Origin of the sequence: Pseudomonas sp. 50_B, from assembly GCF_017491625.1 — a bacterium.
GTDB classification, from domain to species: Bacteria; Pseudomonadota; Gammaproteobacteria; order Pseudomonadales; family Pseudomonadaceae; genus Aquipseudomonas; species Aquipseudomonas danubii.
Genome location: NZ_JAFGYX010000028.1, coordinates 1 through 13926, shown reverse-complemented (window position 1 = coordinate 13926; position 13926 = coordinate 1). Strand labels below are relative to the sequence as shown.

Below are 13926 nucleotides of genomic sequence, written 5' to 3'. Positions count from 1 at the left end.
TGGTCAGTTGCCCTGCGCCGCCTCGAAGACCGTCATGGCCAGCGTCACCCCTTTGAGCAGGCGCGCCTGGGTGACCCCGTCCCGGGCCTGTACCGACAGCCCGTGCAGCACCGTAGAGTAATAATCCCCCAGGGAAGTTGCATCGGTGTGTGCCGGCAGTTCGCCGGACTGCACCGCCGCTTCCAGGCGCTGGATGATGCTGGCGGTACGGGCCCGGCGATGCTCGGCCAGCCACTCACGCACGCCGTCGTTGTCACTGGAGCAGTTCACCGCCGAGGACACCACCATGCAGCCCTGGGGATGACCGGCCCGGGTGTAGAGCGCCACCGCCTCTTTGAGCATGCGCTCGATGGCGACATAGGCGCTGGCTTCGCCCAGGGCCTGGTCGGCAAAACCGCCCTCGTGGCTTTCATAGAGTTCGATGGCCTCGCGAAACAGCGCCTCCTTGGAACCGAAGGCGGCGTAGATCCGCGCCGAGGCGATCCCCAGGGCCGCCACCAGATCGGCCATGGAAGTGGTTTCAAATCCACGGGCCCAGAACAGCTCAAGCGCTTGGCGCAACGCCTGGTTGCGATCGAATTCGCGGGGTCTTCCAGCCATGGGGGTCGGGTATCTCGTCAGGACAAGGAAACTGACCGGCAGGGGCCGGTCAGTGGGTTGGCGCAAGGCGCCGCGACGAAATGATATTAGATTTGCACCGGCCCCGGCCATTTTCCATGGCCCGGGACCGCCTGCCCTTTGTTCAGTCGGCGCCCTCCTGAAGAAAGGGCAGCAGGTGAGCGAGGAACTCCTCCGGCGCCTCTTCCATGATGAAGTGCCCGCAGTCAGGCACGATGGCGCCGCGCAGATCCGTGGCGTGACCCTGCAGGGTCAGCAAGGGTGCATCGTTGGTGGCGTGCTCGGCGCCAATGGCCAGCACCGGCATTGCCAGCGGTCGCTGCGCGCGCAACTGATTCTGCCGCACGGTCTCGGGAATCGCCCGGTAGTAGGCAAAACCCGCACGCAGGCCGCCCGGCGCGGCGTACGCCTCGATATAGACCTCGGCGGCCACCGCCTCGCGGCGATGGGACCAGTGATCGAATATGTAATTCAGGTAGGCCCGCTCGCGTCCGGCGATCAAGGCTTCCGGCAAGTCCCGCAGCTGGTTGAACATGAAGTGCCAGAGAAAGATGTTCTGCTCTGGCGCGACGAAGATCGGCGGCGCCGCCGCCAGCCCCGGGATCACCGCTTCGGTCAGCGCCAGGCGCTCCACCGCCTGCGGATGATCGCTGGCCAGGGCGTAGGCGATCCACATGCCGACATCGTGGCCGACCACGCTGTAGCGCTCGAAGCCCAACTGCCCCATCACCTGGTGCAGCACCCCGGCCACATGGCCGGTGTCGTAGCCCTGCTCCGGGCGGTCGGACTGGCCGCTGCCCGGCGGGTCCACGGCAATGGCCTGGAAGCCTCGGGCGGCCAGGGCCTGGATCACTTCGCGCCAGGCGTACCAGGTCTGCGGCCAGCCGGGAATCAGCAGCACCGGGCGGCCCGTGCCGGCGCTGACACAGTGGATGCGCTGGCCGTCGATGCGCACATAGCGATGGGTCAGGCCGCCAGTCTCGGCCTGGGTGTTGTCGGTGAATGCAGTCATGGGGATTCTCTTGATGAAGGGTTCAGGCAATGCCGAGCATGCGGTTGATCTGTTGGCGGTCGATCCCGGCCCCGGCGAAGTCGTCGAAGATCCGCTCGGTGACCTGGATCATGTGGCGGTTGATGAATTCGACACCTTCCCGGGCGCCGTCCTCCTGATCCTTGAGGCAGCACTCCCACTCCAGGGTCGCCCAGCCCGGGTAGTCGTATTGCGCCAGCTTGGCAAAGATCCCCTTGAAGTCGACCTGGCCGTCGCCCAGGGAACGGAAGCGCCCGGCCCGCTCGACCCAGGAGCTGTAGCCGCCGTAGATGCCCTGGCGGCCGCTGGGATTGAACTCGGCATCCTTGACGTGAAACATGCGGATGCGCTCGTGGTAGATGTCCAGGTAACTCAGGTAGTCCAACTGCTGCAGCACGAAGTGGCTGGGGTCGAAGAGGATGTTGCAGCGCGGGTGACGGTCGACCAATTCATAGAAGCGTTCGAAGCTGGTGCCATCGTGCAGGTCCTCGCTGGGGTGGATCTCGTAGCACAGGTTGACCCCCTGCTCGTCGCACAGATCGAGGATCGGCCGCCAGCGTCGAGCCAGTTCCTCGAAAGCGGCCTCGATCAAACCTTCTGGACGTTGCGGAAAGGGAAACAGATAGGGCCAGGCCAGGGACCCGGAAAAGGTGCCCATGTCACCGAGCCCCAGGCGGCGCGAGGCCTTGGCCGCCAGCTTCATCTGCTCTATGGCCCAGGCCGTTCTGGCTTGGGGATTGCCCCGCAGCGCCTGGGGCGCGAAGTTGTCGCACATTGCGTCGTAGGCCGGATGCACTGCCACCAGCTGGCCGAAGATATGACTGGTCAGCTCACTGATCACCAGACCCTTTTGTGCCAACTGACCCTTGAGGTCATCGCAGTAATCCTGGCTGTCCGCCGCGGTGGCGACGTCGAACAGACGCGCATCCCAGGCAGGAATCTGCAGTGCCTTGAAACCCAGATCAGCAGCCCACTGGGCAATGCCCGACAGGCTGTTGAAGGGGGCGGTATCGGCACTGAACTGTGCCAGGTGCAGGCTGGGGCCCTTGAGGGTTTTCATCGCATTGCTCCCTATTCTTTGTTGGTCGACAAAGAATAGGGAGCCGCTGTTGCCACGTCAATCATCGGTGTGCAGAAAAATGCTTTGGGGACGGGCTGATCACCGGTAGCAGCTGGCTTGCCAGGGATGGCGCCGTTCTGCAAACGCGAACGCGCCGGGTACATGAACGGGAAGCGCATGGCGCTTCTCCACACACTCGCCAGCTCGCACACTTTCAGTTGTTTGTTTCGCCTATCAATGAATCCTGCGGGCAATAGACTTGTACAACTGAATGAACAGCACATCATGAATGTGACTAAAGACTCAGTGAAATCAATTCATTTCCTCTCAATTAATAGCCCGGCATAAAATACAGCTCAATGATCGATAGCTTAGAAACACCACTAAGCAAAAGAACCTAGCAATAACATTGGAAAGTACAGAGAACCGATAAATAAATTCAGGTTCCATCTCGGAAACCAGGACGCCATGAACAAAGAGCTTACATTCACCATCAAAAGCATTTGCTTCGACGAAAACTATCACCCCTCCGAAAATACACGTATCACTACCAACTTCGCCAACTTGGCCCGTGGCAAAAGCCGCCAAGACAACTTGCGCAATACGTTGAAAATGATTGACAACCGCTTCAATGCCTTGGCGCACTGGGACAACCCCAAAGGCGATCGTTACGCTGTCGAACTTGAAATCGTTTCCGTTGAAATGGGCATTGATACTGCAAACAGTGGCAACGCCATCCCTTTGATTGAAATACTGAAAACGAACATTTTCGACCGAAAGACCACTGAACGCCTGGAAGGCATTGTCGGAAACAACTTCTCCTCTTACGTACGAGATTATGACTTTAGCGTTCTGTTATTGAACCACAACAAGGACCAGCCAGAATTCAGCACTCCCGACAACTTTGGAGAGCTGCATGGGAAGCTGTTCAAGCACTTCATCCACTCAAGCGCCTACAAGGAAAACTTTAACAAACCACCGGTTATTTGCCTGAGTGTTTCCAGCAGCCGAACCTATCATCGAACTGAGAACCAGCACCCTGTCTTGGGCTTTGAATACCAGCAGGATGAATACTCTCTAACCGATGAGTACTTCAAGAAGATGGGATTGAAGGTTCGCTACTTCATGCCTGCAAACAGCGTTGCGCCTTTGGCTTTCTACTTCGTCGGTGACTTGCTCAGTGACTACACCAATCTTGAGTTGATCAGCACCATCAGCACGATGGACACCTTCCAGAAGATTTACCGCCCTGAAATCTACAATGCCAATTCTGCAGCAGGAAAATCCTATCAACCCAGTCTGAAGCACCAGGATTACTCACTGACTCGTATTGTTTATGACCGAGAGGAACGTAGCCGCCTGGCTATTGAGCAGGGGCAGTTTGTTGAGGTGAACTTCATCAAGCCGTACCAGGCCATCCTTGAGCAGTGGTCCGCCCATTGCGCTCTTTGACTCATTGAAATCACAAGGCCATTGATGATGAAAAAACTGTTACCCACCTCAACTGCCGGCAGCTTGCCTAAACCCTCCTGGCTTGCACAACCTGAAACACTATGGTCGCCCTGGAAGTTGCAAGACGAGGAATTGGTCGAGGGCAAACACGATGCTTTACGTTTGTCACTGCAGGAACAGCAACAGGCCGGTATTGATATCGTCAGTGATGGCGAACAAACACGCCAACACTTTGTCACTACCTTTATTGAACACCTCAGCGGCGTCGATTTCGCGAAACGTGAAACCGTTAGAATTCGTGATCGCTATGATGCGAGCGTGCCAACGGTGGTGGGTGCTGTCGCTCGGCAAAAACCGGTATTTGTTGAAGATGCCAAGTTTTTACGTCAGCAAACCAAACAACCCATAAAATGGGCGCTGCCAGGCCCCATGACCATGATCGACACGCTTTATGACAGCCATTATAAAAGTCGCGAAAAACTGGCTTGGGAATTCGCCAAGATCCTCAATCAGGAAGCCCGAGAGTTAGAGGCTGCCGGTGTGGACATCATCCAGTTTGATGAGCCCGCCTTTAACGTTTTCTTTGATGAGGTGAATGATTGGGGAGTGGCCACTCTGGAAAGGGCCATTGAAGGCCTCAAGTGTGAAACGGCGGTCCATATTTGCTATGGCTACGGCATCAAGGCCAACACCGATTGGAAAAAGACTCTGGGATCAGAGTGGCGACAATATGAAGAGGCTTTCCCCAAGCTGCAAAAATCCAGTATCGATATAGTCTCGCTGGAATGTCACAACTCTCATGTCCCAATGGATCTCATTGAACTCATCAGAGGCAAAAAAGTGATGGTCGGAGCCATTGACGTGGCATCCAACACCATTGAAACACCAGAGGAAGTGGCCAATACCCTACGCAAGGCACTGCAGTTCGTAGAGGCCGACAAACTCTATCCATGCACCAACTGTGGCATGGCGCCACTAGCTCGCGAAGTGGCAAGAGGCAAGCTAAAGGCATTAAGCGCTGGTGCAGACATTATCCGAAGAGAACTCTCGAACCCGTGCTGAGCTGAAGCCGGCAATGCTGTGCGGGAGGATTGAAGCAGTGGATTAAAAAGTTACCGGGCTGCTTCAGGCCCTCCTCGACACTTTCGAGCAGCACCCGATATTTAGGACCCTCCATGTCACTTCCCAGAACGGCTATCGAGCCATTGAGCTTTCGCGAAGCGCTCGGGCACTACGCATCCGGTATCACGGTGATTACCTCGCAGATTGCTGGCGAGCCGATCGGCTTTACCTGCCAGTCGTTTTATAGCGTGTCGATGAGCCCGCCACTGGTGTCATTCAGCGTCATGTCCGGCTCGGCCAGCTATCCCAGGATTCGCCAGGCGGGTCGATTCGCGGTCAATATCCTGTCCGGTGAGCAGGTCAGGATTTCCAACCAGTTCGCTCGTAAAGGCACGGACAAGTGGCATGGCGTCCAATGGCAGGAATCGCCGCTGGGGAATCCGATCATTGCCGGCAGCCTGCATTGGCTGGATTGTGAAATTCACGCGGAACACGCCGCAGGTGATCACCTGATCGTGATTGGTGAAGTGAAAGCGTTGAACCTGCAACAAGCGGCGGCTGCGCAGCCACTGCTGTATTTCAAAGGGCAGTATTGCAACCTCGCAGCCCATGGCTCGGTTTGAAGTCTTGAGCTGCGCGGTGCTCCTTCGCTGAGGGCCTGTTGCAGGCCACTGGCTTGCTGGCGAAGCAGACAGACGCCGTTGCCGCGGCCTCTTGGCGATAGTGCCGAACCACGATAGCCGCCAAACGGCCGCACCTCCCTCATTACTCTTGTACCGGAATCTGCCGCAACGGCTTCACCGACTTGAAGGAAAAGCTCGAGTAGATTTCCTTTACCGCCGGCAGGGTCTGCAGCACCTCTCGGGCAAATTCGCCGAAGGACTCCAGGTCCTTGGCCAGCACCTCGAGAAGAAAGTCATAGCGCCCGGAGACGTTGTGGCAGGCGATGATTTCCGGGATTTCCAGCAGCCGCTGCTCGAAAGCCCGAGCCGTCTCCCGGGAATGGGACTCCATCATCACGCTGACAAAGGCAGTGACCCCGTAGCCCAGCGCCTTGGGCGAGAGGATCGCCTGGTAGCCGGTGATCACCCCGCTCTCTTCCAGCAACTTGACCCGGCGCCAGCACGGCGAGGTGGTGAGGGCCACGCTGTCCGCCAGCTCGGCATTGGTCAGCCGGGCATTGTCTTGCAGGGCAATCAGCAGGGCTTTGTCCGTACGATCCAGGCTCTGGGGCATGTTTTGCCTCTTTATCTTGTTTTTATGATGTTTTATTCCAATCAAGTGCTTTTTTTGGAGCTAGATTAGAATTTATTGCGCCGGATTTGAGCATAGCATTAGGGAAAATCCGAGAGTGTTCACCATGAACAATAAAAACAGTGACCTTGGTTTTTCCACCCGAGCCATCCACCACGGCTATAACCCTCAGGAGCATCAGGGCGCGCTGATTCCACCGATCTACCTGACCTCCACCTTTACCTTCGCCACCGCCGAATATGGCGCTGACTGCTTTGCCGGCGAACAACCCGGCTACTTCTACACCCGCATCGGCAACCCGACCCTGGCGTTGCTGGAAGCGCGCATGGCAGCCCTGGAAAATGGCGAAGCTGCAGTGGCCTTCGGTTCCGGCATGGGCGCCATTGCCGCCACCCTGTGGACCCTGCTGCGCCCCACCGACGAAATCATCGTCTGCCGGACCTTGTATGGCTGCACCTTCGCGCTCCTGCACCACGGCCTGGCCGAGTTCGGGGTCAAGGTGCGCCATGTGGACATGAGCGATCTGGGCAACCTGCGGGCCGCCATCAGCCCGGCCACACGCATGATCTACTGCGAGTCCCCGGCCAATCCCAACATGCAACTGGTGGACATTGCCGCCGTGGCCGAAATCGCCCGCCAGCATCCGCGCATCACCTTTGCCGTGGACAACACCTATTGCACCCCTTACCTGCAGCGTCCACTGGAGCTGGGGGCCGATCTGGTGGTGCATTCAGCGACCAAATACCTCAACGGCCACGGCGACATCACCGCCGGTATCGTGGTCACCCGCCAGAGCCTGGCGGAGCACATTCGCCTGCAGGGCCTGAAGGACCTCACCGGTGCCGTGCTTTCGCCGCAGGACGCCTTTCTCCTGATGCGCGGCCTCAAGACCCTGGCCCTGCGCATGGAGCGCCACTGTAGCAACGCCCAGATCATCGCCGAGTACCTGCAAGAGCATCCGCGGGTGCAGTGGGTCGCCTACCCCGGCCTGCCGTCCTTCGCACAATACAGCCTGGCGCAACAGCAGATGAAATTGCCCGGCGGCATGCTCGCCTTTGAACTCAAGGGCGGCCTGGCCACCGGTAGCCGCTTCATGAACGCCCTGCAACTGTTCAGTCGTGCAGTGAGCCTGGGGGACGCCGAGTCCCTGGCCCAGCACCCGGCGAGCATGACCCATTCCACCTACACCCCGGAAGAACGGGCCGAACACGGCATCGCCGAAGGCCTGGTGCGCCTGTCGGTGGGCCTGGAAGACGTCGCCGACCTGCTGGCCGATCTCGCCCAGGCCCTGGATGCCTGTGTCGAATCCGCGGCGCCGCTACCGGCCGTCGAGGCCGTGGCCAGGATCGGCAAGGCCCTTCCTTGAGCCGGGTCAACGCCGTTCCGGGCTGCCCGGTCTACAACCCCGAGTTGCCGATGCGCCGCTGCCTGCGGCGCATCATGCATCCAAGCAACACCCGCAACACCCTTTGAATCGTTACCCACAGGAGTGGAACAACCCATGAGTCGTATCAATAACAAAGCCACCCAACTGCTCAGCGCCATGATCCTTGCCGGTCTCGCCTGCCATTCCCTGGCAGCCGACAGCATCCGGATCGGCATCGCCGGGGCCAAGACCGGCCCGGTGGCGCAATACGGTGACATGCAGTTCAGCGGCGCGCGCATGGCCATCGAGCAGATCAACGCCAAGGGTGGCGTCGACGGCAAGCAACTGGTGGCCGTGGAATACGACGACGCCTGCGACCCCAAGCAAGCGGTGGCCGTGGCCAACAAAGTGGTGAATGACGGCGTCAAGTTCGTGGTCGGGCACCTGTGCTCCAGCTCCACTCAGCCGGCATCCGACATCTACGAAGATGAAGGCATCGTGATGATCACCCCTGCAGCCACCAGCCCGGAGCTGACGGCCCGGGGCTACAAGATGGTGTTCCGCACCATCGGCCTGGACAACGCCCAGGGCCCGGCGGCGGCACGCTACATCGCCCAGCTGAAACCGACCAATGTGGCGGTGCTGCACGACAAGCAGCAGTACGGTGAAGGCATCGCCAGCTCGGTCAAGGACATCCTCGGCAAGGAAGGTATCAAGGTCGCGATGTTCGAAGGCATCAACGTCGGCGAGCGCGACTACTCGTCGATCCTGGCCAAGCTCAAGCAGGCCAATGTCGATTTCGTGTACTTCGGCGGCTACCACCCGGAAATGGGCCTTTTACTGCGCCAGGCCAAGGAAAAGGGCCTGACCGCGCGCTTCATGGGCCCTGAAGGCGTAGGCAACGACTCGATCTCGCAGATCGCCAAGGACGCCTCCGAAGGCATGCTGGTGACCCTGCCCAAGTCCTTCGACCAGGACCCGGCCAACAAGGCCCTGGTGCAAGCCTTCGAAGCCAAGAAGGAAAACCCCAGCGGTCCGTTCGTGCTGCCGTCCTACTCGGCCGTGGAAGTGATTGCCGGGGGCATCGCCGCGGCCAAGAGCGAGGACCCGGAGAAAGTCGCCGAGGCGATCCACAAAGGCACCTTCAAGACCCCCACCGGGGACTTGAGCTTCGACGAGAAAGGCGACCTCAAGGACTTCAAGTTCGTGGTCTATGAATGGCATTACGGCAAGCCCAAGAGCGTAGCGGCAGAAAGCGCCGGGCTGTAAGCCGGTAACGGCGCGCCGCTCATCCCCGGGGAGCGGCGTCCCGCTGGCGTCAAAAAAAACAACAACCTCAAACAAAACAGGGTCTTAGAGCAAAAAACTTTACTACTGCGCCCCCCGCCAAAAGAATACCCTACTTATCAACTTGGGAATAACCACCCCACAACAGCAACTAAGACCTGTTACCGCTACACTTCAAGCATGCTGTAAATCCGCCAAACCCCAGACTAGACAACCAATACTTTCGGCGTAGATCGTTAGCACGCTTAGTTACTTGACAATGAACTTACGATTTCGAAAAGCCGAACTCAAAAGCCTGCAACCAGCCTGGACATCCCGCCCTCACCCCGCCCCCGCTGGACATAACGCCCTGAACCGAGCGACAACCAGCAACACTGTGAAAGACTTCCTTCTTGAAATCTCTTAGCCGGAGCGTCAACTACCTGCTAATAGACGAGCCCTCCGTTAATTACCACCAAACAACTTGAAATAACATTTGCACACTAAATTCACTTTTGTTTATTGTGCGCCTACGCACTTGCTAGTCTATTAGTAAGAGACGGATTCCCGGCGTCAAAAACTTGTTCAAGGAGAAAAGAACGTGGATCCTTTTATCGGAGAAATTCGCTTGTTCCCTTGGGGCTGGGCACCTGAGGGTTGGCTCCCTTGCGAGGGCCAGGTTCTACCCATCAACACCAATGTGGCGCTGGCTTCCCTGCTGGGCAAAACCTATGGCGGTGACGGCAGTACGACGTTCGGCCTGCCGGATCTGCGTGGCCGGGTCGCTCTGGGGCAGAACTACAGAGCCTCCACTGTCGATCCGATCATGGATGTGCACGCGCTGGGCACCAAAGGCGGTAGCGAAACCGTGACGATGCCGCAGAACTCGGTGGCCCAGCATAGCCACGCCACGCATGTCTCCAACGATCCGGGCAACGATGACCCGGGCGGCAACATTCCCGCTGTCAGCTCGAACACCAAGGGGGTCCCGGCAAAACCGACCTATACCTCGGCAACCGGCACTCTGATCGCCCTCAACAGCGCGACCGTCACCCCAACGCCAGGCATGCCCATGCCGAATGTGCAGCCCTCCATCGTGGGCTATTTCTGCATTGCTACGACGGGCATCTACCCACCTCGCCAGTAACGGCTGTCTACAGACCCTCAAGCAAGGAAACTGACATGTCTGAAGCTTTCGTCGGAGAAATCCGCATGTTCGCCGGCAACTATGCGCCAGAGAATTGGGCGTTCTGTGACGGATCGCTGCTGCCCATCAGCAACTTCCAGGTCCTCTACTCGTTACTGGGCACCCTGTACGGCGGCAACGGCATCACCAACTTCGGTCTCCCGGACTACCGTGGCCGGCTCCCCGTGGGCCAAGGCACCGGCACCGGACTGACCCCAAGGACGCTAACGCAGAAGTTTGGCGTGGAAACCGTGACCATGAGGCCGGAAAACACTGCCCCCCACACCCATGGCTTTATGGTGAGCGCCCAAGATGCCACCTCGGCAGTCCCATCCCCAGCCGCAACGCCCAATAGCATGACCTTTGGCAAATTCCCGGGCGCGGGGATCATCACCGGGCTGTACAGCGCAGGAACCGGAACATCCACCGCCGTCCCGATGAACCCGCAGTTTCTCGACTCGGCACTGACCCCGAGCGCTGGCGCCGCGACCCCCCACAGCAACCTGATGGGTTCGTTGGCGATCAACTACATCATTTGCCTGGTCGGCCTCTATCCGACCCGACAGCAGTGAACCCCTCACTCAATCTGGAATGACCGATCATGGACGCTTTTACCGGTGAAATCAGACTGTTCCCCTACAACTTCGTCCCGCAAAACTGGGCGTACTGCGATGGCTCGCTCATCACCGTCCAGCAGAATCCGGCCCTCTATTCGGTGATTGGCAACCTGTATGGCGGCACCCCCGGACAGAACTTCAAGCTGCCCAATCTCAACGGGCGCGTGGCCATGGGGGCCGGGCCCGGCCCCGGGCTGACCGACAGGCCAGTTGGCACGGCCCTGGGAGCCGACCGGATAACCATGGTGGCCAGCAACTTCGCCCCGCATACCCATCAGGTGTTGGCCAAGGACGGCAGCGAATCGGCGGCCGCTCTGGATACTCCCAACAACACCGCCTACCTGGCACAACCCCGCAACGTCCGCCTGTACAACAACACCGCACCGACGGCGACAAGCCAGACACTGGCGGCCATCACGGTGGGCAACGCCGGTAGTGGCACAACGTCGACGGCCTTGCGCAACACCATGCAACCCTTCCAGACGCTGTCCTACTGCATCTGCCTGGAAGGCGAGTACCCGATCAGAAGCTCATGACTCACATCACCGCTCTCCAGTTGCCGGCAGGCAACGTGGCTGTACTGCGCAAGCAGAACAGCCACGACCTGGGATTTCTCCAGGCGCTGTACGCCTCACGCCGCTGGGCCGAAGTCAGTGCAGTGCCTGGCTGGAACGACGCCCAGCGCCGGGCTTTCCTGCACTCCCAGGCCGAGCTGCAACGCCAGCACTATGAAAAGCACTTTCCCGCTGCGGACTTTCTGATCGTCGAGCAGGCCGGCAGCCCGATCGGGCGCCTGTGCGTGCAGTACGCGGCCGACGATGTGCGCATTGTCGATATTGCCCTGCTACCGGACTGGCATGGCCGGGGCATCGGCACCGACTTGCTGCGCACGGTACTGGCCAAGGCCGACGCCCAGCGTCAGACCTGCAGCCTGAGCGTCGAACAGGGCAGCCGTGCCCGCCGGCTGTATGAGCGGCTGGGCTTCCGGGCCGGTGCCGACAGTGGCCTGTACACCCAAATGCAGCGTCCCGCGCGGATGGCCGCCCGGGAAGAGATCGACAGTCCCTGAGCATCAAGTAATACCTGCCCCCCAAGGGGCCGGCTGTAGCCGTGCTGTAACCGCTGGACCTTTATCAACACTTACGCTGGACACGACCCTCAAACCGGTCGCAAGGCAGGAAGCCCTCATGAGAACACCACTGACCACGCTAGGTATCTGGCTGACACGCCCGCTGATTTCGCTGTTCCTGCTCCTGGTCATGTTGACCGTGAGCAGCCAGGCAATGGCCGCCGCTCCCGTGATCACCAACCCGGCTACGGGCAGTACCTTGCCCAGCGTGGCAGTGGGCCAGCCCATGAGCATCGTCATCAATTCCGTCGGCGGCGCACAACCACTGGACCAATGGGTGGAGTGCGACGCCAATGACCCGGACTACGACGGCGTGACGCCCTGCCTGCCGCCGGGCCTGATCCTCGATCCGTCACCGGGCAGCTCGAACACCCTACTGCACGGCACTCCCACCACCGCCGGCACCTACACATTCAGCATCACCCTCAATGACGGCCTGAATCAGGGCGGCGTCGCCACCTATACCCTGGTGGTCACCAGCTCCGCGACCCCGACCCTGACCGCCGTCAACCCGAACACCGGCAGCACCGCAGGCGCCACCTCCGTCACCCTCACCGGTACCAACCTAACCGGTGCCACGGCGGTGAGCTTTGGCGGGACAGCCGCCACCGGTTACATCGTCAACAATGCCACCACCATCACCGCCACCACCCCGGCCCACGCCGCGGGTGTGGTTAACGTGGTAGTCACCACCCCAGGGGGCACCGCGACTCTGACCAACGGCTATACCTACAACGTGCCGCCCCCCACCGTCGGCCCGGTCAGCGCCACGGTGGCCGCCAACAGCAGCGCCAACCCAATCACCCTGAGCCTGAGCGGCGGCGCCGCCAGCAGCGTGGCCGTGGACACTGCCGCCAGCCACGGCACCGCCACCGCCAGTGGCACCAGCATCACCTACACCCCGACCGCCGGTTTCTCCGGTTCCGACAGTTTTACCTACACCGCCACCAACGCCAGCGGCACTTCCAGCCCGGCCACCGTGACCATCACCGTCACCGCGCCGACCCTGGCGATAACGCCGACGACACTGCCCGACGGCACTCAGGGCGCAGCCTACAGCCAGACCCTGAGCGCCACCGGCGGCACCGCGCCGTACACCTACGCGATCAGCGCCGGCAGCTTGCCGGCCGGCCTGAGCCTGAACACCAGCACAGGCGTGATCAGCGGCACGCCGAGCAGCAGTGGCACCAGCAACCTGACTGTCACCGCCACTGACGCCAACAGCGCCACCGGTTCCCGCGCCTATAGCCTGGTGATCAACGGCCTGGCGCCGGTGGCCGGCGCCGTCAGCGCCACGGTGGCGGCCAACAGCAGCGCCAACCCGATCACGTTGAATATCACCGGCGGCGCTGCCACCAGCGTCGCCGTGGCCAGTGCTGCCAGCCATGGCACCGCCACCGCCAGCGGCACCAGCATCACCTATACCCCGACTGCCGGTTTCTCCGGTTCCGACAGTTTTACCTACACCGCCACCAACGCCAGCGGCACTTCCAGCCCGGCCACCGTGACCATCACCGTCAGCGCGCCGAGCATCACCCTCAGCCCCGGCTCCCTGAGCAACGGCAGCGTCGGCACGGCTTACAACCAGACCGTTACTGCCACCGGCGGCACCGCGCCCTACACCTACGCCATCACCGCCGGCAGCCTGCCGGCCGGCCTGATCCTGAACACTGCAACCGGCGCCATCAGCGGCACACCAATGGCCAGCGGCAGCCTCAGCCTGACCATCACCGCCACCGACGCCAACAGCGCCACCGGTTCCCAGGCCTACTCGATCACCATCGGCGTCCAGGCGCCGGTGGCCGGCGCCGTCAGCGCCACGGTGGCGGCCAACAGCAGCACCAACCCGATCACTCTCAACCTCAGCGGTGGCGCGGCCACCAGCG

At 60.4% G+C, this 13926-nt stretch carries 15 protein-coding genes; 10 read left to right on the top strand and 5 right to left on the bottom strand.

What is annotated here, in order from left to right:
• Positions 1–3 precede the first annotated feature (3 nt).
• The 4 genes from J5M73_RS27480 to J5M73_RS27465 all read right to left on the bottom strand — a co-directional run bounded on the left by J5M73_RS27480 (position 4) and on the right by J5M73_RS27465 (position 2887).
• Positions 4–600: a TetR/AcrR family transcriptional regulator gene (locus J5M73_RS27480; protein ID WP_207816567.1), complete on the bottom strand. Its 597-nt coding sequence runs from the start codon at positions 598–600 to the stop codon at positions 4–6.
• A 142-nt stretch (positions 601–742) separates the two neighbouring features.
• On the bottom strand, positions 743–1630 hold the full coding sequence (locus J5M73_RS27475; RefSeq protein WP_207816566.1) for an alpha/beta hydrolase: 888 nt from the start codon (positions 1628–1630) through the stop codon (positions 743–745).
• Positions 1631–1652: 22 nt separating this feature from the next.
• On the bottom strand, positions 1653–2708 hold the full coding sequence (locus J5M73_RS27470; RefSeq protein WP_115580321.1) for a sugar phosphate isomerase/epimerase family protein: 1056 nt from the start codon (positions 2706–2708) through the stop codon (positions 1653–1655).
• Positions 2709–2719: 11 nt separating this feature from the next.
• Entirely contained in the window at positions 2720–2887 is a 168-nt protein-coding gene (locus J5M73_RS27465; protein ID WP_207816564.1) for a hypothetical protein, read from the bottom strand.
• Positions 2888–3176: 289 nt separating this feature from the next.
• Here J5M73_RS27465 and J5M73_RS27460 point away from each other — a divergent pair, with 289 nt between their 5' ends.
• The 3 genes from J5M73_RS27460 (at position 3177) to J5M73_RS27450 (ending at position 5845) form a co-directional block, all read left to right on the top strand.
• Complete coding sequence (locus tag J5M73_RS27460; protein WP_207816562.1) at positions 3177–4160, top strand: DUF1852 domain-containing protein; 984 nt, start codon at positions 3177–3179, stop codon at positions 4158–4160.
• 27 nt (positions 4161–4187) lie between these two features.
• Complete coding sequence (locus J5M73_RS27455; RefSeq protein ID WP_180988562.1) at positions 4188–5222, top strand: methionine synthase; 1035 nt, start codon at positions 4188–4190, stop codon at positions 5220–5222.
• A gap of 113 nt (positions 5223–5335) precedes the next feature.
• A complete protein-coding gene (locus tag J5M73_RS27450) occupies positions 5336–5845 on the top strand; it encodes a flavin reductase family protein (RefSeq protein ID WP_102863088.1) in 510 nt (169 codons plus the stop codon).
• A gap of 142 nt (positions 5846–5987) precedes the next feature.
• Here the strand turns inward: J5M73_RS27450 and J5M73_RS27445 are convergent, their stop codons facing one another.
• Entirely contained in the window at positions 5988–6458 is a 471-nt protein-coding gene (locus J5M73_RS27445) for an Lrp/AsnC family transcriptional regulator (RefSeq protein WP_102863087.1), read from the bottom strand.
• 124 nt (positions 6459–6582) lie between these two features.
• On the opposite strand from J5M73_RS27445, the gene J5M73_RS27440 reads away from it, so the two are divergent.
• The 7 genes from J5M73_RS27440 to J5M73_RS27410 form a co-directional block, all read left to right on the top strand.
• Positions 6583–7842, top strand: coding sequence for a methionine gamma-lyase (locus tag J5M73_RS27440; protein WP_207816560.1), 1260 nt, complete (start codon positions 6583–6585; stop codon positions 7840–7842).
• A 135-nt stretch (positions 7843–7977) separates the two neighbouring features.
• Positions 7978–9111, top strand: coding sequence for a branched-chain amino acid ABC transporter substrate-binding protein (locus J5M73_RS27435; protein WP_207816558.1), 1134 nt, complete (start codon positions 7978–7980; stop codon positions 9109–9111).
• Positions 9112–9709: 598 nt separating this feature from the next.
• Positions 9710–10255 (top strand): tail fiber protein, encoded by a 546-nt coding sequence (locus J5M73_RS27430; protein ID WP_102863085.1) that lies wholly within the window; start codon positions 9710–9712, stop codon positions 10253–10255.
• 35 nt (positions 10256–10290) lie between these two features.
• On the top strand, positions 10291–10866 hold the full coding sequence (locus J5M73_RS27425; protein ID WP_102863084.1) for a tail fiber protein: 576 nt from the start codon (positions 10291–10293) through the stop codon (positions 10864–10866).
• A 29-nt stretch (positions 10867–10895) separates the two neighbouring features.
• Positions 10896–11447 (top strand): tail fiber protein, encoded by a 552-nt coding sequence (locus J5M73_RS27420; RefSeq protein ID WP_102863083.1) that lies wholly within the window; start codon positions 10896–10898, stop codon positions 11445–11447.
• Positions 11444–11980, top strand: coding sequence for a GNAT family N-acetyltransferase (locus J5M73_RS27415; RefSeq protein WP_102863082.1), 537 nt, complete (start codon positions 11444–11446; stop codon positions 11978–11980). The genes J5M73_RS27420 and J5M73_RS27415 overlap by 4 nt, the downstream gene beginning before the upstream one ends.
• Positions 11981–12098: 118 nt before the next feature.
• A partial coding sequence (locus tag J5M73_RS27410) for a putative Ig domain-containing protein (RefSeq protein WP_207816557.1) occupies positions 12099–13926 on the top strand: 1828 nt, incomplete at its 3' end.